This window comes from Saccharopolyspora erythraea (assembly GCF_018141105.1).
Classification (GTDB): domain Bacteria; phylum Actinomycetota; class Actinomycetes; order Mycobacteriales; family Pseudonocardiaceae; genus Saccharopolyspora_D; species Saccharopolyspora_D erythraea_A.
In genome coordinates this window covers 5,553,449-5,575,603 of the sequence record NZ_CP054839.1, presented here as the reverse complement: position 1 = coordinate 5,575,603, position 22,155 = coordinate 5,553,449, and the positions used below count along the sequence as shown (strand labels likewise).

Here is a 22,155-nt window from a genome sequence, read left to right as displayed (position 1 = left end):
CGGGCGCGTTCCGAGCCGGTTTCCGGGTTGCTTCGGCGAGTTGCCGGTGAGCGGAGGAGGACGATGACCCGCGGATCACAGGCGCGGCGCGACGCGATCGTCGAGCTGGCCACGACGTCGGGGCTGGCCAGCGTGGAGGAGCTGTCGGCGACGTTCGGGGTGACCGCCTCCACCATCCGCCGCGACCTCCAGGCGCTGGAGTCGGCGGGGCAGCTCGCCCGGACCTTCGGCGGCGCGATGGCGATGGCCGCCCACCCGGAAGCGTCCCTGCGCCAGCGCACCGGCGAGGAGTTCGATGCCAAGCGGGCGATCGCGGCCTGGGCGGCGGCGCAGGTCGGCCCGGGGGAGACGGTGCTGCTCGACTCGGGCTCGACCACGGGGGCGCTGGCCCACGAACTGCGCCACGCGCGGGACCTGACCGTGGCCACCACCGGGCTGACGGCGCTGCAGGAGCTCGCCAACGCCGAGAACGTCCACGTCGAGTGCCTGGGCGGCACGCTTCGGCACCTCAGCCAGGGTTTCGTCGGTCCGCTCGCCGAGGCGGCGCTGACCAGGATGACCTTCGACCGGGCCTTCCTGGGCGCCGACGGGGTCACCGCCGAGGACGGCATCTGCGAGGCGAGCCTGCAGCAGACCCGGCTCAAGGAGCTGATGGCGCAGCGGGCGAAGCGGGTCTACGTCCTGGTGCACGCCGCCAAGCTCGGGCGCCGGCCGTTCCACGCCTGGGCGGCGCTGCCCGACCGCTGCACGCTGGTGACCGACACCAAGGCCGGCGACGCCGCCATCAAGCCGTTCCGGGCGCGCGGGATAGAGGTGGTCGTGGTCGGCGCCGACGGTGTTGCGGAGCAACCCGGAGCCTGCTGATGCGGGGAAATGCGGGATTTCCCTTCGTGCGGTGGGAAATGCCGCGGGGCATCGCGTAGCGACGGGCCAGTTCCGGCGTCTGTCCACAGAGGTCATTTTCGCGCCGCACGCTGGTCCTCGGGTCGGCGGCGATGGCGTCCACTTGGCGTCGCGGCAGAACCCGGCACTTGACCTTTAGGTTAGCCAAACCTAAGTTGATCGCATGAGGTTGTTGCCGCGGGAGAGGACGCGGAGGGTGCCGGTCCCTCTGACGTGGAGCGCCATCGGGTCCGCCGCTGACCAGGGCGAGCGCTGATGTCGCGCGGTTGGCAGGGCGTCGTCCTGAAGGCGCTCGGGGCGTCGGAACACCTGCTCGCGGTCGTGTCGACGTCGGCACCGGCCCCGAGGGTGCGTCGTGTGCGCTTCCTGGCGTCCACGCTGTTTCAGCAGGTGAGGCCGGAGCCGGCGACCTGGCTGCGGTTCTGGTTCCCCGACCCGGACAGCGGGCGGCGGGAGTTCCAGCGCGCCTACACCATCGCCGCCGCGGACGAGGCCACGGGCGAGCTGGACGTGGACTTCGTGCTGCACGAACCCGGCGGCCCCGCCTCGGAGTGGGCTGCCACCGCGGCGGCGGGGGACCGCATCGCGGTGATGTCGATGGGGTCCACGCCGTTCCGGCTCCTGCGCGAGCGGTCGGGAGTGCTGCTCGCCGGGGACCCGTCGTCGCTGCCCGCGATCAACGCCATCGTGGCCTCGCTCCCGTCCGAAGTGGACGTGGATGTCGTCCTGGAGCACGACCACGGCGACGACGAACTCGTGCCTCTGGCCGCGCACCCCCGGCTGGAGCTGCGCCGAACCGCCCGCGAGGGCGACGACTCCCTCGCCGGGGCGCTCGCCGGGCGGGACTGGTCGGGCTGGCAGGTGTGGGCGGCGGGTGAGTCCGGGTCGATGAAGGCGGTCCGCCGGCTGTTGCGCTCCAACAGCGGTGTTGCTCGCTCCGACGTGCACGCCCAGGCCTACTGGATCGAGGGCCGCGCGATGGGTACCGCGCGCGGCACCGGACGGGAGACGCCGTGACGAGCCCGCACCCGCAAGGACGATCCACGTGGGTGACCACCCGCGACGGACGCCGCCTGCACGCCATGGTGCTGCCCGGACCCGGGCCGGACGCGCCGACGGTGGTGTTCGAGGCCGGGGCCGCGGCAGGCCGGTCCACCTGGGCGCTGGTGCAGCCCGCGGTGACCGCGTGGGCGCGGGCGGTCGTCTACGACCGCAGCGGGCTCGGCCGCAGTGCCGCGGACCGCCGATCGCGCAGCCTGCTGCGGATGGCCCACGACCTCGGCGCGGTGCTCGACCACTTCGGGCCGGGGCCCTTCGTGCTCGTCGGCGACAGCGCGGGCGGACCGATCGCGCGCGCGGCGGCCGCCGCGAGTCCGCAGCGGATCGCGGGACTGGTCCTGGTCGATCCCACCGACGAGGCCGCGGACGTGCTGTTCGGGCGTGCTTTCCGCGTCGCTGAGCGCACGGCCATCAGCGCGAACCTGGTGCTGGCGCGCGCAGGGCTGCTGGGCCTGCTCCACCGGTCGACGATCCGGGCGCTGCCCGTCGAGGCGCGCGACGACCTGCGGCGGGAGGGGTTCACCGCCGAGGTCGTCAGGACCCAGGCGGCCCAGGCGCGCACGTTCCTCGACGAGCTGTCCGGGTTCCGCGCCCACCCGCCCGAGATGGGCGACATCCCGGTCACCGTCATCTCCGGAGGACTCGCCGGAGGCGGCATGGGTGCCGGGCTGCGCGCCGCCGCGAACGCGGCCCACGCCGAGCGCGCCGCGCGATCCCCGCGCGGACGCCACGTCGTCGCCGAGCGGTCCGGCCACTACGTGCCGATCAGCGAACCCGACGTCGTCACCGCCGAGATCGCCCGTCTCGCCAGGTCGACGAAGGCCGGCGGTCAGGTGCTCTGACCTCGGCCCGCGACCCCGGCGTCACCACTCGTAGGGCAGGAACTTCCCGTCGAACGTGATCCGCATGCGCGGCGGTGTCCTCCCGCCGCAGGGGTGCTGCCCGAGCAGGGCGGCGGTGGTCCACACCCGGTCGGTGCCCAGCTCCCGCGCGAGATCGGTGAACGACAACCGCTTGCGCTGCTCGGCGTCCAGTGCGGGCGCCCACGGCAGGGCGTGAGCGCCCACCGGGTGACCGCTCAGCGCTGTCCGGCGAGCCACTCCTCGAAGGTGGTCGGCGCGATGCGGGCGCCCTCGCCGGGCAGCAGCACCTCGCCCGCCATCGCCGGACCGAAGATCCCCGACCACGTCGGCACGAGCTTCAGCTCGCGGCCCCGCGCGGCGTTGGTGCGCCGGGCCATGTCGACGAGGTCCTGCGGCTCCGGCCCGGCGAGGTCGGGGTGGCGGCCCAGCGGCTCGCCCACCGCGACCTCGGCCAGGACGTCGGCGACGTCCGCGGGTGCGATCGGTTGCACGAGCAGCGGCGCAATGGTGGCCACGCCGTCCTGCTCGGTCCAGCTCGCCACCATCGCGGCGAAGTCGTGGAACTGCGTGGCCGGCACGATCGTCCACGGCACCGGCCCGTCAGCCACCAGGCGCTCCTGCTCGCGCTTGCCCGCGTAGTGCGCGTTGCCGTCGACCCGGCTGATGCCCACGATCGACAGCAGCACGTGGTGGGCGACCCCGGCCCGCTGCTCGGCGGCGAGCAGGTTGGCGGTCGCGGTGCCGAAGTACTCCACCGTCTCGGCTTCGCCGACCGGCGGCGAGCTGATGGCGTCGACGACCGCCGCGACGCCGGCGAGGGCGTCGTCGAGCCCTTCGCCGGTGGACAGGTCGGCGCCGAGCGAGCGGCTGATCCGCACGACCTCGTGTCCGCCTCGCTCGAGGGCCGCGACGGTGAGGCTCCCGATGTTGCCGGTGGCGCCGGCGACTGCGATCCGCATGGCGATCTCTCCTCGTCTCGTTGTGCACTCGAACCCTAATGTGGGTTTCGTGGATGCACAATATCCACTATTGTTCGGATCGATCAGCGGTGGGCGACCTGTGCTGTCGCGCCGCCCGCTCGACGCGGGAGGGTTGGTTTCAAGTGAGATGGTTTCAGGCGCTAACATGTCCTCATGGCCGCCGACGTCCCTGCCCCATCGCGGGCGACCGACCGCCCCGGGGACATCTCGCCTTTCGCTCTCGGCTTGCTGCTGCGCCAGGCCCACTGGCGCGCGGCGTCGGTGATGGCGGAGGCGCTTCGGCCGCTCGGCATCGAGTTGCGGCACTTCGCCGTGCTGATCGAGCTGGTCAACCGCGGGCCGACGGTCCAGCGGGACCTGGCGGCGGCGACGGGGTCGGACAAGGCGGGGATCATGCGGGTCGTGGACGACCTGGAGCGCAAGGGGCTGGCCGTTCGCAAGGCCGTCGCGGGGGACCGGCGGGCGCGGGCCGTGGAGATCACGCCCGATGGTCTTGAGCTTTTCGACGCGGCCCATGTGGCGGCCGAGCCGCTGTCCGAGCGTCTGGTCGCCGAACTGGGGTCCGACGAGGCGGAGCAGCTGAAGGATCTGCTGACCAGGTTCGCGTACCCCGCGGGCAGCGAGGCGTAAGCGCGACGGCGCCACGTCGCCTGTCGCGCGGGCGCGTTTCGTGTCCTGCGGCTCTCGCTGTCCGCACGGCTGAGGCATCAGTGGCTGTGACGCTTCGAACTCCGAGTTAGTATTAACTGAGATGGTATCAAATGATACTATCATGGACGTAACGAAATAGGGCCGCGTTGAGCAGGGAGATTCGGTTGATGGACGTCTACGAGGCGTCACGAGCCGACGGGCGGTGCGCGGGTTCACCGACCGGGAGGTCCCGAGGGAGGTGCTGGAGCGCGTGCTGTCCGCCGCGGCTTGGGCGCCGTCCGGATCGAACCTCCAGCCGTGGAAGATCTACGTGGTGAGCGGCGAGCCGCTGGCCGAGATCAAGAAGCGTGCGGGCGAGCACCTGGCCGCGGGCGACCCCTTCGACGAGCCGGAGTACGAGCAGTACCCGGCCGTGCTGAAGTCCCCGTACCGCGAGCGCCGATCCGCCTTCGGCGAGCAGCGCTACGGCGCACTCGGCATTCCGCGCGAGGACGTGGAGGCGCGCCAGAGGGCCGCTTCGGCGAACTGGGACTGCTTCGGCGCGCCCGCGGCCCTGTTCTGCTACATCGACCGCGATCTGGGCCGGCCCCAGTGGTCCGACGTCGGCATGTACCTCCAGACGGTCATGCTGCTGCTCCGCGCCGAGGGCCTGCACAGCTGCCCGCAGATGGCGTGGGCGAAGTTCCACGAGAGCGTCGCGGAGGTCCTGGCACCTCCGGACGACCTCATCCTCTTCTGCGGCATGTCGATCGGATTCGAGGACGCCACGGTGGGTTACACCCGTACGGGCAGGGCACCGCTCGACGAGACGGTCACGTTCGTCGAGGGTTAGAACACAGGCCGCAATCAGCGCCGCACAAGCCGTACATGGGGATCTGACATCGAAAGAAGGGGCGTGCCATGAAGTTCGCAGTCATCGGCGGAACCGGGCGGATCGGGTCGCGGGTCGTGGAGAACCTGAACGCGGCCGGTCACCAAGCCGTACCGCACTCGCCGTCCACGGGCGTGGACATCATCACCGGCGAGGGGCTGGAGGCGGCCGTGGCGGACGCCGACGTCCTCATCAACCTGGCGAACTCCCCGACCTTCGACGACGCCTCCCTCGACTTCTTCCGGACCTCGATGGACAACCTCCTCGCCGCGAGCGAGAAGGGCGGGGTCGGGCACTTCGTCATCCTCTCGATCGTCGGCGTGGACCAGGTGCCCGAGCTGGACTACTACCGGGCGAAGGTGCTCCAGGAGAACCTCCTCGAGGCCGGGCCGATTCCCTACTCCATCGTCCGCGCCACGCAGTTCATGGAGTTCATGGACGCGACCCTGGCCATGACCACCGAAGGCGACACCGTCCGCCTGCCACGCACCCAGGTCCAGCCGATCGCCGCCGCGGACGTCTCCAGCTTCGTCGCCGAGGTCGCCGCGGGCAGCCCGCTGAACGGCGTCGTCAACATCGCGGGGCCCGACGTCTATCCCCTCGACGAGATCGGCCGGCTCACCGTGGTAGCCAAGAGCGACGGGCGCTCCGTCGTCACCGATGACACCGCCGGGATGTTCGCCGTCGTCGCCGGTGACGTCCTCACCGCCCCGAGCGATGCCCGCATCGCCCCCACCCGCTACACCGACTGGCTGTCCTGAACCAGCCCCCGGACTCAGCTCTCCTCGCGCCGTCCGGTGGCCTGGCCGGAGCGATCGGACGCGGGTGGGGTGCTGAAGCGCTCCCGGTTGCGGGCGCGGATGTCGGCGGGGACCTGGCCGACCAGGTCGGCGATCGTGGTGCGGCGCAACGAGTCGCGCCACGCCTCGTGGGCCTGGGCCATCACGGAGGCGATGCCGCACGGGCCGGTGCACCGCTCGGGTGGCAGCGCGCCGGTGCCGCGCTGGCGGATCTCCTGGCACACGAACGGCGCGGCGTCGCCCTCGACGGCGTCGAGCACGTCCAGCACGGTGATCCGCTCGGCGGGCCGGGCCAGGCGGAAGCCGCCGCGCGGCCCCGGGGTCGCGGTCAGCAGACCGGCGCGGGTCAGCGCGTTGAGGTGCTTGGCCAGGTAAGCCTCGGGTAGCCCGTGGTGCTCGGCCAGGCTCCGCCGGGACAGGGCGGTGTCCTCGGGGGCCTGCGCGATCAGCGCCGTGCAGTGCAGGCCCCACTCCACGCCCTGCGACAGCTTCATGTCGCCACCTTAACAAGGTGAACGTGGACGGATGATGTCCGCGATCGCCCGGCCGCGCGCGGCGACTACTTCGCAGGCACGTCCCCGAGGGGCCGGGGCTGGGTGAGCTGTTCGGGTTGGAGGAGGGCGGCGAGCTGGTCGGGGGTGATCAGGCCGGTGTCGAGGACGAGGTCGGTGATGGTGCGGTCGGTGGTGAGGGCTTGCTGGGCGATGGTGGTGGCGTTGGCGTAGCCGATGTAGGGGCTCAGGGCGGTGATCAGGCCGATGGAGTTGCGGACGGTTTGTTCGAGGTGGGTGCGGTTGGCGGTGATGCCGGTGACGCAGCGGGTGGTGAGGGTGTGGCAGGCGGCGGTGAGGTGGGTCAGCGATTTGAGCACGCTGTGGGCGATGACGGGTTCGAAGGCGTTGAGCTGGAGCTGGCCGGCTTCGGCGGCGAGGGTGACGGTGACGTCGTTGCCGATGACTTCGAATGCGACCTGGTTGACGACTTCGGGGATGACGGGGTTGACCTTGCCGGGCATGATGCTGGATCCGGCTTGGACGGCGGGCAGGTTGATTTCGTTGAGTCCGGCGCGGGGCCCGGAGGAGGTCAGGCGTAGGTCGTTGCAGGTTTTGGAGAGTTTGACCGCGACGCGTTTGAGCACGCCGGAGAGTTGGACGAGGGCGCCGGCGTCTTGGGTGGCTTCGACGAGGTTGTCGGCGGTGCGGACGGGGATTGCGGTGATGCGGGCGAGGTGGGTGCAGGCGCGGGCGGTGTAGTCGGGGTGGGTGTTGATGCCGGTGCCGATGGCGGTGCCGCCGAGGTTGATCTCCAGGAGGAGTTCGGTGGCTTCGGCGAGGCGTTGCCGGTCCTCCTCGAGCATGATGGCGTAGGTCTTGAGTTCTTGGCCCAGCGTCATGGGAACGGCGTCCTGGAGTTGGGTGCGTCCCATCTTGAGGACGTCGGCGAACTCGACCGACTTGTCGTGAAATGCCTCGGCGAGCGCACCCATGGCCGTGCGCAGCCGGTCCAGGCCGGCCACGAGCGCGAGCTTGATGGTGGTCGGGTAGACGTCGTTGGTGCTTTGGGCGAGGTTGACGTGCTCCAGCGGGTGTAGGTGGTGGTAGTCGCCGCGGGCGTGGCCGAGGTGTTCGAGTGCGCGGTTGGCGATGACCTCGTTGGCGTTCATGTTGGTCGAGGTGCCGGCGCCGCCCTGGATCACGTCGACCACGAACTGCTCGTGCAGCGCGCCGTCGCGGATCTCGGCGCAGGCGGTGGCGATCGCGTCGGCCCGGGTCTGGTCGAGCTGCCCGAGGTCGTGGTTGGCGCGGGCGGCGGCTTCCTTGACCGAGGCCAGGGCGTTGACCAGGTCCGGGTAGGTCGAGATCGGTGTGCCGGTGATGCGGAAGTTCTCCACGGCCCGCGCGGTGTGCACGCCGTAGTACGCGTCGGCGGGAACCTCGCGGTCCCCGATGAGGTCGTGCTCCGTGCGCGATGTCATGACGCCTCCGGTGATCGGTGCGGGTGGGGAGTGCGGGCGGCGCGCCCGTCCCGGGTGGACACCCCGCCGCGCCGGTCGAGCCGCTGCCGCGATGTGCGGGGATGCTGCCCCGCTCCGGTCGGCCGGTCAACGGGGCCGTCGCGGAGCCGGGATCTCCGGCACCGCTGTCTTGGCAGGTCAGCGTCGTGCCGGGGGTGAAACCTCAAATCTTGCCCAACCCGGCGGAAAGCTCAACTTTTCCTCAACTCCGGTGACCGGCCGCACAGACGGCGCTTACGGTCTCGCCCCAACGTGACCGCCGTGTGAACCCGGCGGAAGTCCGGAGGAGGTGCTGTGAGCGCAACGACCGGTTCCGAGACCGTCCCGCAGGGGACGGACCGGCCTGCTGGAGAGGCGAGGAAGCGTCGCTGGTGGCGGTTGCCGATGGGCGTGCAGGCCCTGCTGGCGATGGTCGTCGGCGCCGCGATCGGAGTCTTCGCCCCGGATGTCGGGGAGAACATGAAGATCCTCGGCGACGTGTTCATCCGGCTCGTCGAGATGATCGTGCTGCCGCTGGTGTTCCCCCTCATCGTGCTGGGCATCACGCAGATGGAGTCGGTGAAGAACCTGGGCAGGCTGGCCTGGCGGACCATCCTGTACTTCGAGGTCATCACGACGGTGATCCTGCTGGTGGCGGTCGGCCTGGCGAAGGCGTTCGACATCGGCACCGGCATGCCGACCGCCGGCGGCGACGTCGGGCAGCTGCCCGGTGACGGCAAGCCCGCTGAGGTCGACTTCGCGCAGCTGCTCCTGCACGCGGTGCCGGACAACGTGTTCAAGGCGTTCGCCGAGGGCAACCTGCTCGCGGTGCTGCTGTTCGCGGTGTTCTTCGGCGTCGGGCTGGCCGCGGTCGGGCACAAGGCCGCACCGGTGCGGTCGGTGCTCGACACCGTCAGCGAGGTCATGTTCAAGGTCGTCGGGTTCGTGATCCGGCTGGCACCGCTGGGAATCCTGGGCTTCCTGGCCTACGACGTCGCCCACTACGGGCTGTCCGGGCTCAAGGGCCTGGTGGGTTTCGTCGGCGTCGTCTACTTCGGACTCGCGGTCATCCTGCTGGTGGTCTTCCCGATCACCGCGGCGATCTTCCGGGTCCGCTACGTCGCGCTGCTGCGGGCGGTCGGCGGCCTCGCCGGGATCGCCTTCGTCACCCGCTCCTCGGAGGCGGTGCTCGCGCCGCTGCTGGCCAGGCTTGAGAAGCACGGCATCCGGCGCAGCACGGCGTCGTTCGTCGTCCCGCTGGGCTACTCGTTCAACACCGACGGCTCGACGCTGTACCAGGCGGTCGCGCTGGTCTTCCTGGCCAACGCCTACGGCATGGACCTCAGCGCGGGCACGCTGCTGACCATGGTCCTGGTGCTGGTCGTGCTGTCCAAGGGCATGGCCGGTGTCGCGTCGGCCTCGATCGTGGTGCTGATGGCCGCGGGCAAGACGCTCGGTCTCCCGGTCGAGGGCATCGCGCTGCTGATGGGCGTGGACTTCCTCGCCGACATGGCCCGCACGGCGGTGAACGTGTTCGGCAACTCGCTGGCCGCCGCCGTGCTCGACAAGAGCGCGGGTGGGTCCGACAAGGGCGCGGTGTCCGCCGAGGACGGGGCCGGGTCCGACGAGATCGTGGACGGGTCCGGTGAGGGCGCCGGCCCCACCGAGGCCGCGGGCCGGTCGGAAGAGCGGCTGCCCGAGCGCGCATGATGGTCCGGTGCATCCCGGCGAGCTGACCAGGCGCGGGCTGTTGTCGCTGGTGCTGGCAACAGCCGGCTGCTCGCTGCTGGACGGCTCCAGGCCCGCCCGGGGCACTCCGGTGGTCGTGGCCACCGGCGAGACCCAGGGGTTCTTCTTCGCCTACGGCCGGGAGCTGGCGGCGGTCCTGGCGGCCGGACTGCCCGAGGCGCGGGTGTCGACGGTGACGACCAGCGGCACCGTCGACAACCTGCGCCGGGCGGCGGGTGTCCCGGGCACCTTCGGCCTGGCCGCGCTCGACGCGGCGGCCGCCGCCCAGTACGGCCAGGAGCCCTTCGCGCTGCCCGAACCGCCGCAGGCGGTGGGGCGGCTGTTCGACGACTACGTGCACCTGGTCGTCCCTGGCGAGTCACCGGTGCACCGGATCGCCGACCTGGCGGGCCGGCGGGTGTCGGTCGGCCCGGCCGGTTCGGGCAGCGCCCTGGTCGCCGGGCGAGTGCTGGAGGTGAGCGGCCTGCGCGGACGCGTCACCGAGGAGCGGCTCGGGTTCAGCGAGGCGCTGACGGGGCTGGACCAGGGGCGGCTGGACGCCCTGTTCTGGCAGGGCGGCCTGCCGACCGGCAGCATCGTGCGGCTGGCCGGGCGGCGACCGCTGAGGCTGGTGCCGCTCGGCGAGTTGCTGGGGCCGATGCGGGTGCGCTACGGCCCCTACTACCGCGCCGCGAGCATCCCGCGCGGCGTGTACTCCAACGCGGTGCTCGTGGACACCATCGCCGTGCCCGACCTGCTGGTGACCAGCGCGGCCACCGACCCGGTCCTGGTCCACGCCGTCCTGGAGCTGATCTTCGACGACCGCAAGCGGCTGGAGCGCGCGGTCCCCACCGCGGCCCAGCTCGACCCGCGCGCCGCGATCGCGACCAGCCCGCTGCCCCTGCACGAGGGCGCGCTGCGCTACTACCGCGAGGTCAAGCGCTGATCCGGTGGCACGGGCACGTGCACCGCGACGGCGAGGCCGCGTTCGCGGTTGCGCGCCTCGAGACCTCCGCCGAACGACCCCAGCAGGGCCTTGGCGATGCTGACGCCGAGCCCGGAACCCTCCACGTTCTGGTGCCGCGGACTGCGCCAGAACCGGTTGCCGATCCGGTCGAGCTCGTCGGAGGCCAGCCCGGGCCCCTCGTCCAGCACCGTGATCACGGCGTCCTCGCCGCTGGTCCCGACGTCCACGGCGACCCGCCCGCCCTCCGGGCTGAACTTGATCGCGTTGTCCAGGACCGCGTCCAGCGCGCTGCCGAGCGCGATGGGGTCGGCGAAGCCGCGCACGTCGTCGCGCCCGGTGCGTTCGAGGTCGATGCCGCGTTGTCCGGCGGTCGGCCGCCAGCTCGCGATCCGCTCGTCGACCAGGTCGCCCAGCGAGACGTCCGCGGGCGGTGAGATCGACTCCTCCGCGGTGGCCAGCGCCAGCAGCTCGTCCAGCACGCGGGTGAGGCGGCGGCCCTCTTCCTGCGCGCTCGCCCAGTCCTCGCGCAGCTCCGGCGGCAGGTCCATCTCCAGGGCCTGCTGCCGCAGCAGGAGCGCGCTCAGCGGGTTGCGCAGCTGGTGGGAGGCGTCGGACACGAACGACCGCTGGCGCTGCCACGACGTCTGCACGGCGTCGGCCATGTCGTTGAACGAGGTGGTGAGGCGCCGCAGCTCCGGCGGTCCGCCGGCATCGCCGACGCGGGCGTCGAACCGCCCCTGCGCGATGTCGTACGCGACGGCGTCGAGGTCGTGCACCGGCCTCAGCACCCACCGGGTCAAGCGGCTGGTGACCAGCGCGCACACCACCACCGCGACCAGCGCGCCGCCGGCCACCAGCGCCCACCACCACGCCACCCGCTGCCGCAGCTCGGCGGTGGGCGAGACCGTGACGGCCGCCCCGACGACGTCCCCGGCCCGCAGCACCGGTACCGCCACCACCAGCGGTTCCGGCTGCCACGGCGCCACCCACCGGGGCGCCTCGCTGCGCCGGCCCGCGAGCGCCGCGCGCACCGCGGGGTCGGCCGCGATCGACGGGTCGGGCGGCGAGGAACCGGTGCGCACCGCGCCGTCGCGGTCCAGCACCGCGGCGGTGATCCCGTAGACCTGCTGGTATCGGGCGAGCTCACCGGCCAGCCACGGCAGGTCGGCGTCGGTCGTGGCCTGCTCGGCCAGGCCGGCGAACCGCTCGGTGTCGTTGAGCCGGTCGAGGAACACGCCCTCGGTCTCGCGGGCCGCCGTCGACAACGCGAGCGGCACGCTCAGCGCCAGCAGCAGGCACGCCACCAGCGTCAGCAGCAGCGCCGTGATCCGGGCGCGCACGGTCAGGGCCTCAACCGGTACCCGACGCCGCGCACGGTCTGCACCGCGTCCGGGATGCCGAGCTTGGTGCGCAGCGATGCTACGTGCACCTCCAGGGTGCGCTGGCTGCCCTGCCAGTGCGTGCTCCACACCTCGCTGAGGATCTGGCCCCGGCTGAACACCACGCCGGGCTGGCGCGCCAGCATCGCCAGCAGGTCGAACTCCTTGCGGGTGAGCTGCACCGGCCTGCCGTCGACGGTGGCTTCGCGGGCGTCGACGTCGACGCTGATCGGCCCGGCGTGGCGGGTCGGGGTGGCCGTCTCCCGGCGGGGTGCGCTGCGCCGGGCGACGGCGTGGATGCGGGCGATGAGTTCGCCGATGTCGTAGGGCTTGACCAGGTAGTCGTCGGCGCCGAGGTTGAGGCCGTGGATGCGGGCGCGGGTGTCGGTGCGGGCCGTGACGACCAGGATCGGACGGTCGTAGCGCTGCCGCATCCGCCTGCACAGGTCGAAGCCGTCGGTGTCGGGCAGTCCCAGGTCGAGCAGCACGAGGTCGGGGTCGTGGGACAGCGCCTCCAGCGCCTGCGCTCCGGTGCGGGCGCGTTCGGTGTCGAAGCCGTGCCGCCCGAGCACCGCGGTCAGCGCGGACGCCACGTGGTCGTCGTCCTCGACGATGAGCAGGAGCACCGCACCATTATCGCCCCGCGCGTGGCGGCGGGCCCGGGGGCGCCGGTTGCGCCGGGCGGATCTTGCGGGGTCCCCGTCGGCGGTGTCTGCTGATCCCATGCGCATCAGGGGCGCCGCCGCGCTGACCACCGCTGTCGTCTTCGGGTCTTTGCTCATGGCCCCGCAACTCGTGGCCGAGGCCATGGCCCCGCAGGCGGCGCCCGCTGCCTCGCGGATGGCGTCGACGCCCGATCTCGACGTGGTGACCATCCCGCAGCTCCAGGAGCGCATGACGAGCGGATCGCTGACCTCGGTGTCGCTGACGGCGGCGTACCTGAGGCGGATCCGCGCCGTGGACCCTGTGATCGGTGCGGTGCTGCGCACCGACCCGACGGCGCTGCGCCAGGCGGCTGCCAGCGACCTGCGCCACCGCACCGGAGCTGTCCGCGGCCCGCTCGACGGGATTCCGGTGCTGCTCAAGGACAACGTCGACACCCGCGACCTGCCGGCCACCGCCGGATCGCTCGCGCTGGCGGGCAGACCGCCACGCGACGACGCCGCGCTGGTGACCCGGCTGTGGGAGGCGGGCGCGGTGGTGCTGGGCAAGACGAACCTCTCGGAGTGGGCGAACTTCCGCGCCGAGAAGCCGACCTCGGGGTGGTCGGCGGTGGGAGGCCAGACCCGCAACCCCTACGTCCTGGACCGCAACCCGTGCGGTTCGTCCTCCGGGTCGGCCGCCGCGGTCGCGGCATCGCTCGCGCAGGTGGCGATCGGCACCGAGACCGACGGGTCGATCGTGTGCCCGGCCGGGATGAACGGGGTGGTCGGTCACAAGCCGAGCCTCGGACTGGTCAGCGGCGACGGCGTGGTGCCGATCTCGTCCGAACAGGACACCGCCGGTCCCATGGCGCGCAACGTGGTCGACGCCGCCCTGACCCTGTCGGTCCTGCGGGGCGACCGCGCGGGCGAGCCACCACGTCCGGTTCCCTTGCGCGGCACGCGGATCGGGCTGTGGCGGCTGCCCTCACTCGGGCCGGAGGTCGACGCGGTGACGACCCGCGCGGCCGAGCGGTTCCGCGCGGCGGGCGCCGAGGTCGTGGAGGTGGCGCTGCCCCACCAGGACCGGCTCGCCGAGCTGGAGTTCCCGGCGCTGCTCAGCGAGTTCCACCGCGACATCGACGCCTACCTGGCCACCCGCGACGGACCGCGCGACCTGGCCGAGCTGGTCGAGTTCAACCGCACCCACCCCCAGGAGCAGACCTGCTTCGTCGGTCAGGAGCTGTTCGAGCGGGCCCTGGTCGCGCCCGCGACCACCGACCCCGGTTACCTGGCCATGCGCGCCGAGCTGGACGAGCTGTCCGCGCGGTCGATCGACGAGACGATGACCGCGCACCGGCTGGACGCCATCGCCTCCCCGGCGAACCCGTCCGCGTGGACCACCGACTGCGAGCGCGGGGACAACGACGTCATCCCGTCCTCGACCCCGGCGGCGGTGGCGGGCTACCCGTCGGTGTCGGTGCCCGCCGGGTTCGTCGGGGAACTGCCGGTCGGACTCCTGCTGATGGCCGGTGACCGGCAGGACCAGGCGCTGCTTTCGCTGGCCGCGGCGGCAGAGCGCGAGCTCGGCGCGTGGCGTCCGCCGCGCTACCTGCCGACCGTCGGTGGCTAGGGCGTGTCTCCAAATTATTGGCCTGGTTGTAGGCGATGATCGGTCAGTGGTTCGTGATGGTGTGATCTCGGATGAGTTGTGGGAGTTGGTCGAGCCGGTGTTGCCTTCTCGGAAGGGCTTACGGGGTAGGCCCTTTGCCGATCACCGACTGATCCTGGAGGGGATTGCTTGGCGGTTCCGTACCGGAACGCCCTGGCGGGATGTGCCCGAGGTGTTCGGGCCGTGGCAGACGGTCTGGAAGCACCACCACCGGTTCTCCATCGATGGCACCTACCAGCGGATGTTCGATGTGGTGCGGTCCAGCTACGGCATCGACGCCGGCGACGACCTCGCCCAGTTGCTGTCGGTTGACTCCTCGGTCGTGCGCGCGCACCAGCACGCTGCGGGTGCACCCAGGACTCCGGGTCGGGCCCTGGCCGCGGCCACCGACCACACAGGGGGCACCGTCGAATGACACGAACCCGGCCGGGGAGCCGGGCGATCACGCGCTGGGCCGCTCCCGTGGCGGGCTTTCCACCAAGATCCACGCGTTGGGCGACGTCGCCTGTGACCTGGGCGTGTTGCGGCTGACCCCAGGGCAGGCCGGAGACAATCCCCAGTTGCTGCCGTTGCTGGATGACTACTTCGCCTCCGACTGCACCGACGCCGGGCCACTGGACGTCCGGCTGCTGACCGACAAGGCCTATTCCCACCCCTCGACCCGGCGGAACCTGCGTCGACGCCGGATCAAGCACACGATCCCCGAACGAGATGACCAGATCGCCGCCCGCAAGGCCACAGGCTCGGCGGGCGGTCGCCCACCCGCCTTCAACACGGAGATCTACAAGCACCGCAACACAATCGAGCGTGCATTCAACCGCTTGAAGCAGTGGCGCGGGGTGGCCACACGCTACGACAAGTACGCCCTGACCTTCCTCGGCGGCATCCTCCTCGCAAGCACGATCATGATTTCCCGCACCGCATCCCAGAATTAGGAGACACGGCCTAGGCTGCGTTGTCACGCGCAGTGCATCCGGCGCGCTCAGCCACGCATCGCGAGCAGCATCCGGCCTTTTGTTCCTTGCGGCACCATCACTTCGTACTGCCGTGCGCGCAGAAGTCCTTCCAGCTCCGAGAGTCCGTCTTCGTCGTGGAGTTCCACGACGATTCGGCGAATCCGGGTCCACAGGTCGTCACCGATCCCGCGGAGCACCTCCGGACCGGCGTGCCGCGTGCTGATCCGGAGCAGGTCGATGGACTCGACCTGCTGGCGTTCGGCCACTCTGGTCAGCGTGGTCACCCGGACCGAGCACGTCCGTTCGACGGCCTCACGCCTGCGGAGTTCGTGCGCTTGCCGGACGTTCCCGCCCTTGTGAGTGCCGGGTGCCTCGGCCACCGAGTACGTCAGTTCCCGGCTCCCGGGCTCCTCCCCGAGCGCGCAGTGGAAGGGCTGCCCGTTCGGCACGTAGCGGACCAGGTTCTCCCGGAGGCACTCGAACGCGGGCGGTACCGGCTCGAAGGCGAGGATTCTGGCGTCCGGCAGGTGATCGGCGAAGAAGATCGCGGAAAGTCCGTGGCGCGAACCGACATCCGCGATGTGGGAGCCGGGCCGGAGTCCCCGGACCGCCTTCGCGTACGTGCCGTCCTGGTTCAGATCCTCCCAAGCGGCCAGCACTTCCGATGGCGATGTGCAGGAGACCACTCGGCCGTCGGGAAGGCAGTGCCACGACCTGTGCTGAGCTCCCGTTGCCACCGCGCCGCCTCTCCGGTTCCACCAGTTCCGTCCGCAACACCTCGATGTCCATCGACATCCGCCGGTCGGCGCCCAACGCCCGCAACCCGAAAGTGTCGAAGCGGCAAGCAATTCCCGGAAGCGGACGGCGGGCTGCGGCGGGCTGTGGCACCGGCAGGGCGATGGCGCCGTTCAGACGCTGCGCAGCACCGAGACGACGGTTCCCAGGATCACGGCCTCGTCGCCGTCGATGACGTCGTAGTCGGGGTTGCGCGGCTCGAGGAAGACGTGCCCGTTGCGGCGGCGGTAGACCTTGACGGTGGCCTCGTCGTCGATCATCGCGGCCACGATCTGCCCGGAGTGCGCCTCGGGCTGCTGGCGCACCACGACGATGTCACCGTCGCAGATGGCGGCGTCGATCATCGAGTCGCCGCGCACCCGCAGGCCGAAGACGTTGCCGCGCCCGGTGAGCCCGCGGGGCAGCTTCAGGACGTCGTCGACGTGCTCCTCGGCCGCGATGGGGACGCCCGCGGCGATGTCGCCGACCACGGGCACGGGCACCGAGTCCTCGGCGGGCTCCCGCGTCGAGGAGTCCCGCAGGAACGCACGCACGTCGATCGGGCGCGACATCGTGTCGCTGCGCCGGAGGAACCCGTGCTCCTCGAGGCTTCGCAGGTGCTTCGAGACCGAGGACGACGACCGCAGGCCGACGGCGTCGCCGATCTGCCGCGTGCTCGGCGGGTACCCGTATCTGGTCACCCAGTCCCGGATCGTGACCAGGATCCGTTGCTGCCGCAGCGGCAGGATCGAGGTGTCCAGGTGCTCGAACGCGTCAAGATCGTCGTAGGCGGTCACCCGCGGAATGGTAAACGCAGGCACCTGCGACGACGGCACCGGCATACGCCGTCAGCCGCATCCGCCGCATGCCTGTCCCAGACGTCGGCGGGGACGACTTCGGATATGTCCGATCCATTCGGATTTCTCGAAGGAAGTGCTGTTCACCTGGAGCGGGAGCGTGCGCAGTTGTCATTGGTCGCGGAGCACTTGTCCACCCAATGGCTTCGGCCGCTATATCCGGTGTCGGGTGTCACGGGCAGTCCTGTTGGAATTGGCGGTGCTTTGGCGCCGGCCTCGGTAGCATCCCCGGCCAACGTGGGCCTTTAACACGAGTGGGGGAAGATTGTGGCGCAGCCGTCCGAGCGCGTTCAGACCATGATGCGGCGATTCGAGGAGCAGGCAGCGCAGGTCGGCCAGCTCCGGGAGAAGATGCAGGAGATCCGGGGCCAGGCCCGCAGCAGCGACGGCGCGGTACTCGTCACCGTGGCTCCCTCCGGGGCGGTGATGGACCTGCAGTTGAGTCCGGATGCGGTGCGGCAGTCGCACACCGCATTGCAGCGGAGCATCCTGGGGGCGATTCGGGAGGCGACGCAGGACGCTGCCCAGCAGATGGACGACACCGTGCAGCCCGTGCTGGGCGACCGTGCAGAGCAGTTCAAGAACGCTTTCAACGCCCATTCCGCGGGCGGGGTCGATCCGGCCGGTACGGGCTCGAATTCCGAACCAGCGCGTCGACCGGACGACAACGGCGAATGCGAAGACGACTTCTCCGGCGACTCGTTCCTCAGGTGATGCGGCGTGACGATGAAGGTGGCGCCGGAAGCGCTGTCGGCGCACAGCAAGGGTTCCGAGGGCGTGGCGCAGCATCTCGGCCAGCTTTCCTCGGTGCTGGAACAGGCCCGGGTGAGCGACGACTGCTTCGGCCCGATCGGTGAGTTCCTCGCCTTCGCCTACTTCGATTCGCTGGAGGAGTGCCGTGACCTGGCCAAGCAGGCCGGTGCCTTCATGCAGCACATCGCGGAATCGGTCAGCGAATGCGCGGAGGACTACCAGGAAACCGACCGAGGCCAGGCGGACAAGCTGGGTGCGGTCGACCTCAGCGGGATGCAGATCTCCGGGGCGGGGCCCGGCACTCTCTCCGGCGTCAACAGCGCCGGTGGTCCGCAGCGGGGATTCATGGCCCAGACGGCCGGGTACGGCATGTCCACGGCCTCAGCCGCTCAGGACCTGGCCAGGGCCGACAGCCCTCCGGACATCGCCATCGCGACCGTCAACGCTCGCATGGAGCAGCTCGACCTGGTCACCAGCCCTGGCCAGTCGTTCGTCGACAACGGCCTGGGCTTCCTGATCTCCCTGGTGATCAGTCCGCTCGTCGAGTTCGTCCTCGAGCCGGCGATCGGCGACCCCGAGCAGATGCGAAGCACGGGCAAGGGCTGGGAGCAGGTCGCCGACTGGCTGGACAAATGCGGCGACCAGGAGAAGCAGCGCGCCGACGCGACCCGGCCGGTCTGGGAAGGCCAGGCAGGTGATGCCTTCCGCAAGCAGCTCGACGAGTTCAGCCAGGGCGCGAAGGCGTTCGCAACCGAGGTTCGCGGACTGAAGCAGACATTGGACCTGGCCGCTGACCTCTTCGACGCGTTCGTCGAGATGGTCATCGACATCATCCAGGAACTGGTCATCGGCCTGATCATCGAATGGGTCGCCGCATTGGCCGCTTCGTGGATCACGGCAGGCGCTTCCGTCGGCGCGGCTTCCGGTCTGACCGCCTCCCAGGTCGCGATCACCGGAACCCGGCTGGGCACCAAGGTCGCCAATCTCCTGCACAAGCTCAAGCCGCTGGTCACCAAGCTGGAAGACCTGCTCCAAATGCTGCGCAAGGGCCCGCTGCGCAAGGTCGTGGAGAAGATGAACGAGCTGCGTGGCGGGAACCGGTTCGAGCAGTGGGTAGCACGCAACATCGACTCCAACCCGCTGGTCAAGACAGTCACCCGCGGCGACACCGGTGACCTCGTCGACGCCCAGAAAGCCGTCAAGCAGGCGGAGAAGGCGGTGGCGGAGGGCAGACCGGGCGCGCAGGGCGAGCTGGACGACGCGCTGCGGCGGGTCGACAACGCCCGGGAGAACGCGTCGATGGCCTCCACCACCGGCAACCGCTTCGCGCACCAGGCGGTCCGCGGCGATGACGGTACGGTGGTCGCGCAAACCGATCGCCACGGGGATCTGCGGACCACCTGGGGCGGCGACCTGCGGCCGGAGCTGGAGAGCGCCACGGGGGAACGCGCGCTGGCGGCGAACGTCGCGCAGTCGGGCTTGAACACGCTGGGCCTCGGGGGTGAGGCGCGCTGGCAGGACGCTGTCATCCACCAGGGTGGGCAGGCAGTCGCCCAGGAAGGCGTTGAACAGGGCGTCAAGTACGGCTACGACAAGGCCGCTGACCCGTCGAGCGCGGAAGAGCGCCGAGCGGCACAGGAACGCGGCTTCCAGGCATGAGGAGGCGATGACCGTGACGGTGTCCGGAACGCTCGGTGCGGCCCTCACCGCGCGCCGGTGGTGGTGCCGGCCGGGCGAACCCGTCCTGTGGGCGCTCTGGCAGGTCGACAAGACCTACCGGGTGGCCGGGTGCGACGAGAACGGGTACCCGGACAAGAGCGCAGGCAGCAGGTTCGCCCGAGCAACCGGCCGGGCAGCGGCGTCGGTCGGTGATGCCGTCGCCGCGGGGCTCCTGACGGCTGCGTTCGGCGGTGGCGAGGACAGCGGAGCGCCCGGCGGCACCAAGCGGTCGCCGGACCTCACGGTCGTGGGCTCCGCACCCGACTGCACCGCGATGCGCCTGATCCGGTCGGAGCGCCCGCCGGCCTGCGTGGGCTACGAGCTGCTGTGGGTGCTGACTCCGCATCGACTGGGCGTGCTGGTCACAAGGAAGAAGGACGCTTCTGGGTCAGCGAGCGCCGCTACCGGGGGCATCCGCCAACTCGGGCGGGGTTGGGGCGATGTGGGCCGTGCGCTGGTGGGGAAGGTGCCGGAGAAGTTCGGCGGGAACGAAGCGGGAGAACCGTTGCGCGGTGACGAGGTCGCCTCCTGGTTCGAACTCGCCCGTCCCGACGTGGTCGACTGCCGGCCCGCCGGCGACACCAGGTTCCCGGAGCGGGTCCGGCACTGCGCGCTGATGCTGGCCGATGGATCCGGTTTCGTGCTGAACGCGCGCTCGGCCGAGGGCGCACGTGTGATGGTGGAGGCGAGTCGTGGCTGACCTGAGTCCCCCCGAACAGCAGTTGCTGCGCGAGAAGTGGCAGCCGCTGCTGGAGGAGCACTGGGTGGCCGGCGGCGAATCGGTGCTCTGGGTCGAGCTGCCGGCGCAGGGCTACGTGGGCTCGGTCGTGAACCAGCGGCTCGAGGTCCCGCACGCACCGAAGTCCGAGGTCCGCGAGTCGTTGGTCGACGCGCCGGATTGGCCGCTGCCCAGCGAGCAGGTCACCGCAGGTGCGTTTCTGGATGACGAGTGGGCCGACGACCCGTCGATCATGTGGTGGGTGCACGCTGCCGCGCAGGAACGGGACGCGGTCCTGCTCGGGGACCACATCGCGAACGTCCCGGGACAGGCTTTCCTGGTCCTCAGCACGAACCGGCTCGCCGTGGTGGTCGCGGAGAAGCAACTCGCGGCGACCGAACCGCAAGGCCCTGCCTCCGCGGGACTTTTCGGTCGGGCCAGAGCAGCCGTCCACCAGGTGCAGCGAGCAGCCGGAGAACTCGCGCCGTCGCTGTCCGAGGACGTGCCCGTGTCCTACTTCGAGGTGCCGCTGTCGAGGATCGCGCGCATGAGCGCCGCGCGCTTGGGCCGTAGCATCCCGAGATCGGCTTTCCTGCGGATCGATTTCGCCGACGGCTCCACGGTTTTCACCCGCACCGACAGCGGCAGCGCGGAGGCCAAGGCCATGGAGTTCACCCACCTGCGCTCGCGCCCGTAGTGCTCTTGGGCCGGATGCCGCCCCTCGACGTCGGCGGGGATGGCTTCGCCGGTGAAGTAAACTTAGTTTACTTCACCCGTTCACGCCTCGGCCGACGTCGGTCGGACCGGTTCGCAAGGAGGGCGCGATGGCGAGCACTCAGGACGAGGGGCCGCGGCCCGAACCGCTGACGGCCCGGCATCCGGTCGGGGAGTGGCTGGAGCATCCGCTGGGTGGGCCGCTGCTTCGCGAACTGCTCGCACCGGCGGGGTTCGACGAGCGGGTGCTCGCCCCGGTGAGCAGGCTGCCCCTGCGGGAGCTGGTGACCCTCAGCCAGGGCCGGCTGCCGCAGGACGTCGTCGACGACATGGTGGTCCGGGTGAACGGTGGTGCCGTGCCGGACGCCGATGCCGAAGCGGCTGCGGGGTGGCGGGAGCGGCCCGTGCCCGGACGGTTCGACGGCCGGACGGTGGTCGTGACGGGTGCGGCCGGCGGCATCGGCCGTGCCACGGCGTCGCGTCTTGCCCGGGAGGGCGCACGTGTCGTCGCGGCCGACGTCTCGCCGGACGGGCTCGGCGAACTCGCCGCGGAGCTGGGCGAGGACTCCCTCGTGACGGTCGAGGCCGACATCACCCGCGACGAGGACGTCCGGCGGATCGTCGAGGCGGCCGGGGACCGCGTCGACGGGCTGGCCAACATCGCCGGCGTGGTCGACGACTTCTCCCCGATCCACGAGGTGTCCGACGAGGTCTGGCAGCGGGTGTTCGCCGTCAACGTCGACGGGATGTTCCGGCTCACGCGCGCGGTGGTGCCGTCGATGCTGGCCGCGGGCGGTGGCTCCATCGTCAACATCGCCTCGGAGGCCGCGCTGCGCGGGAACGCCGCGGGCGTGGCCTACACCGCGTCGAAGCACGCCGTCGTGGGCATCACGCGGAGCTCGGCGTTCATGTACGGGCCGCAGGGGGTCCGGGTCAACGCCGTCGCTCCCGGCGGCGTGGCGACCGGCATGGGTTCCGGCGGTGCGGCGTCGGAGTTCGGGAGGCGGCGCACGGGCGACTTCCTCGACCTGGTCCCGCCGATCGCCACCGCGCGGCAGCTCGCCGCCTCGATCACGTTCCTGCTCAGCGACGACGGCGTCAACATCTCCGGGGCCGTGCTGCCGTCCGACGGCGGCTGGTCGGTGCAGTAGGCCGGG

Annotated in this window: 23 protein-coding genes and 1 pseudogene; 16 read left to right on the top strand and 8 right to left on the bottom strand. The window is 71.1% G+C overall.

From position 1 onward, the window contains the following. Positions 1-63 precede the first annotated feature (63 nt). From HUO13_RS24920 to HUO13_RS24910, 3 genes are all read left to right on the top strand, one after another. Positions 64-864 carry a DeoR/GlpR family DNA-binding transcription regulator gene (locus HUO13_RS24920; protein WP_211897484.1) on the top strand — a complete coding sequence of 267 codons (801 nt, stop codon included), beginning with the start codon at positions 64-66 and terminating at the stop codon, positions 862-864. A gap of 294 nt (positions 865-1,158) precedes the next feature. Further along, on the top strand, positions 1,159-1,920 hold the full coding sequence (locus tag HUO13_RS24915) for a siderophore-interacting protein (RefSeq protein WP_211897483.1): 762 nt from the start codon (positions 1,159-1,161) through the stop codon (positions 1,918-1,920). Positions 1,921-1,952: 32 nt separating this feature from the next. After that, positions 1,953-2,804, top strand: a complete 852-nt coding sequence (locus HUO13_RS24910; protein WP_249124024.1) for an alpha/beta fold hydrolase — start codon at positions 1,953-1,955, stop codon at positions 2,802-2,804. A 21-nt stretch (positions 2,805-2,825) separates the two neighbouring features. Here HUO13_RS24910 and HUO13_RS24905 read toward each other — a convergent pair whose 3' ends face one another. After that, entirely contained in the window at positions 2,826-3,029 is a 204-nt protein-coding gene (locus tag HUO13_RS24905) for a hypothetical protein (protein WP_211897482.1), read from the bottom strand. Between the two features lie 11 nt (positions 3,030-3,040). After that, the gene (locus HUO13_RS24900) at positions 3,041-3,784 is read right to left on the bottom strand and encodes an SDR family oxidoreductase (protein ID WP_211897481.1); all 744 of its coding nucleotides are present in this window, start codon (positions 3,782-3,784) and stop codon (positions 3,041-3,043) included. 174 nt (positions 3,785-3,958) lie between these two features. Here HUO13_RS24900 and HUO13_RS24895 point away from each other — a divergent pair, with 174 nt between their 5' ends. The 3 genes and pseudogenes from HUO13_RS24895 (at position 3,959) to HUO13_RS24885 (ending at position 6,088) form a co-directional block, all read left to right on the top strand. Beyond that, complete coding sequence (locus HUO13_RS24895; RefSeq protein WP_211897480.1) at positions 3,959-4,435, top strand: MarR family winged helix-turn-helix transcriptional regulator; 477 nt, start codon at positions 3,959-3,961, stop codon at positions 4,433-4,435. Positions 4,436-4,623: 188 nt separating this feature from the next. Next, a pseudogene (locus HUO13_RS24890) lies at positions 4,624-5,288 on the top strand (nitroreductase). 68 nt (positions 5,289-5,356) lie between these two features. Then, entirely contained in the window at positions 5,357-6,088 is a 732-nt protein-coding gene (locus HUO13_RS24885; protein WP_211897479.1) for an SDR family oxidoreductase, read from the top strand. Positions 6,089-6,102: 14 nt separating this feature from the next. Here the strand turns inward: HUO13_RS24885 and HUO13_RS24880 are convergent, their stop codons facing one another. Beyond that, the gene (locus tag HUO13_RS24880) at positions 6,103-6,621 is read right to left on the bottom strand and encodes an RrF2 family transcriptional regulator (protein ID WP_211897478.1); all 519 of its coding nucleotides are present in this window, start codon (positions 6,619-6,621) and stop codon (positions 6,103-6,105) included. A gap of 65 nt (positions 6,622-6,686) precedes the next feature. Next, complete coding sequence (gene aspA, locus HUO13_RS24875; RefSeq protein WP_211897477.1) at positions 6,687-8,102, bottom strand: aspartate ammonia-lyase; 1,416 nt, start codon at positions 8,100-8,102, stop codon at positions 6,687-6,689. A 333-nt stretch (positions 8,103-8,435) separates the two neighbouring features. Between aspA and HUO13_RS24870 the strand changes: the two genes are divergently transcribed. Beyond that, positions 8,436-9,830: a dicarboxylate/amino acid:cation symporter gene (locus HUO13_RS24870; protein ID WP_249124022.1), complete on the top strand. Its 1,395-nt coding sequence runs from the start codon at positions 8,436-8,438 to the stop codon at positions 9,828-9,830. Positions 9,831-9,837: 7 nt separating this feature from the next. Beyond that, positions 9,838-10,794 (top strand): TAXI family TRAP transporter solute-binding subunit, encoded by a 957-nt coding sequence (locus HUO13_RS24865; protein ID WP_211897476.1) that lies wholly within the window; start codon positions 9,838-9,840, stop codon positions 10,792-10,794. On the opposite strand, the gene HUO13_RS24860 is transcribed toward HUO13_RS24865, so the two are convergent. Further along, positions 10,773-12,155, bottom strand: a complete 1,383-nt coding sequence (locus tag HUO13_RS24860; protein ID WP_211897475.1) for a sensor histidine kinase — start codon at positions 12,153-12,155, stop codon at positions 10,773-10,775. The genes HUO13_RS24865 and HUO13_RS24860 overlap by 22 nt on opposite strands. Positions 12,156-12,157: 2 nt before the next feature. Next, complete coding sequence (locus HUO13_RS24855; protein WP_211903122.1) at positions 12,158-12,820, bottom strand: response regulator transcription factor; 663 nt, start codon at positions 12,818-12,820, stop codon at positions 12,158-12,160. A 181-nt stretch (positions 12,821-13,001) separates the two neighbouring features. Between HUO13_RS24855 and HUO13_RS24850 the strand changes: the two genes are divergently transcribed. From HUO13_RS24850 to HUO13_RS38385, 3 genes are all read left to right on the top strand, one after another. Further along, the gene (locus HUO13_RS24850) at positions 13,002-14,468 is read left to right on the top strand and encodes an amidase family protein (RefSeq protein WP_211903121.1); all 1,467 of its coding nucleotides are present in this window, start codon (positions 13,002-13,004) and stop codon (positions 14,466-14,468) included. 46 nt (positions 14,469-14,514) lie between these two features. Further along, positions 14,515-14,922 (top strand): IS5 family transposase, encoded by a 408-nt coding sequence (locus tag HUO13_RS38390; protein WP_432757769.1) that lies wholly within the window; start codon positions 14,515-14,517, stop codon positions 14,920-14,922. 76 nt (positions 14,923-14,998) lie between these two features. After that, complete coding sequence (locus HUO13_RS38385; RefSeq protein ID WP_432757768.1) at positions 14,999-15,442, top strand: transposase; 444 nt, start codon at positions 14,999-15,001, stop codon at positions 15,440-15,442. A 47-nt stretch (positions 15,443-15,489) separates the two neighbouring features. Here HUO13_RS38385 and HUO13_RS24840 read toward each other — a convergent pair whose 3' ends face one another. After that, complete coding sequence (locus HUO13_RS24840) at positions 15,490-16,122, bottom strand: FkbM family methyltransferase (protein ID WP_211897474.1); 633 nt, start codon at positions 16,120-16,122, stop codon at positions 15,490-15,492. A 249-nt stretch (positions 16,123-16,371) separates the two neighbouring features. Then, entirely contained in the window at positions 16,372-17,034 is a 663-nt protein-coding gene (gene lexA, locus HUO13_RS24835; RefSeq protein WP_211897473.1) for a transcriptional repressor LexA, read from the bottom strand. A gap of 327 nt (positions 17,035-17,361) precedes the next feature. On the opposite strand from lexA, the gene HUO13_RS24830 reads away from it, so the two are divergent. From HUO13_RS24830 to HUO13_RS24810, 5 genes are all read left to right on the top strand, one after another. After that, positions 17,362-17,808 (top strand): YbaB/EbfC family nucleoid-associated protein, encoded by a 447-nt coding sequence (locus HUO13_RS24830; RefSeq protein WP_249124021.1) that lies wholly within the window; start codon positions 17,362-17,364, stop codon positions 17,806-17,808. A 12-nt stretch (positions 17,809-17,820) separates the two neighbouring features. Further along, a complete protein-coding gene (locus HUO13_RS24825; protein ID WP_249125167.1) occupies positions 17,821-19,506 on the top strand; it encodes a WXG100 family type VII secretion target in 1,686 nt (561 codons plus the stop codon). A 7-nt stretch (positions 19,507-19,513) separates the two neighbouring features. Beyond that, positions 19,514-20,266, top strand: a complete 753-nt coding sequence (locus HUO13_RS24820; RefSeq protein WP_211897472.1) for a hypothetical protein — start codon at positions 19,514-19,516, stop codon at positions 20,264-20,266. Next, entirely contained in the window at positions 20,259-20,981 is a 723-nt protein-coding gene (locus HUO13_RS24815) for a hypothetical protein (RefSeq protein WP_211897471.1), read from the top strand. Before HUO13_RS24820 ends, HUO13_RS24815 begins: the two co-directional genes overlap by 8 nt. Before the next feature lie 127 nt (positions 20,982-21,108). Beyond that, a complete protein-coding gene (locus tag HUO13_RS24810) occupies positions 21,109-22,149 on the top strand; it encodes an SDR family NAD(P)-dependent oxidoreductase (protein ID WP_211897470.1) in 1,041 nt (346 codons plus the stop codon). The last annotated feature ends 6 nt before the right edge of the window (positions 22,150-22,155 follow it).

Coding starts and splice junctions, on each gene's coding strand:
- HUO13_RS24820 (WP_211897472.1), top strand. CDS start 19,514: ATGACCGTGACGGTGTCCGGAACGCTCGGTGCGGCCCTCACCGCGCGC.
- HUO13_RS24825 (WP_249125167.1), top strand. CDS start 17,821: ATGAAGGTGGCGCCGGAAGCGCTGTCGGCGCACAGCAAGGGTTCCGAG.
- aspA (WP_211897477.1), bottom strand. CDS start 8,102: ATGACATCGCGCACGGAGCACGACCTCATCGGGGACCGCGAGGTTCCC.
- HUO13_RS24810 (WP_211897470.1), top strand. CDS start 21,109: ATGGCGAGCACTCAGGACGAGGGGCCGCGGCCCGAACCGCTGACGGCC.
- HUO13_RS24880 (WP_211897478.1), bottom strand. CDS start 6,621: ATGAAGCTGTCGCAGGGCGTGGAGTGGGGCCTGCACTGCACGGCGCTG.
- HUO13_RS24895 (WP_211897480.1), top strand. CDS start 3,959: ATGGCCGCCGACGTCCCTGCCCCATCGCGGGCGACCGACCGCCCCGGG.
- HUO13_RS24850 (WP_211903121.1), top strand. CDS start 13,002: ATGGCCCCGCAGGCGGCGCCCGCTGCCTCGCGGATGGCGTCGACGCCC.
- HUO13_RS24885 (WP_211897479.1), top strand. CDS start 5,357: ATGAAGTTCGCAGTCATCGGCGGAACCGGGCGGATCGGGTCGCGGGTC.
- HUO13_RS24920 (WP_211897484.1), top strand. CDS start 64: ATGACCCGCGGATCACAGGCGCGGCGCGACGCGATCGTCGAGCTGGCC.
- HUO13_RS24915 (WP_211897483.1), top strand. CDS start 1,159: ATGTCGCGCGGTTGGCAGGGCGTCGTCCTGAAGGCGCTCGGGGCGTCG.
- HUO13_RS24900 (WP_211897481.1), bottom strand. CDS start 3,784: ATGCGGATCGCAGTCGCCGGCGCCACCGGCAACATCGGGAGCCTCACC.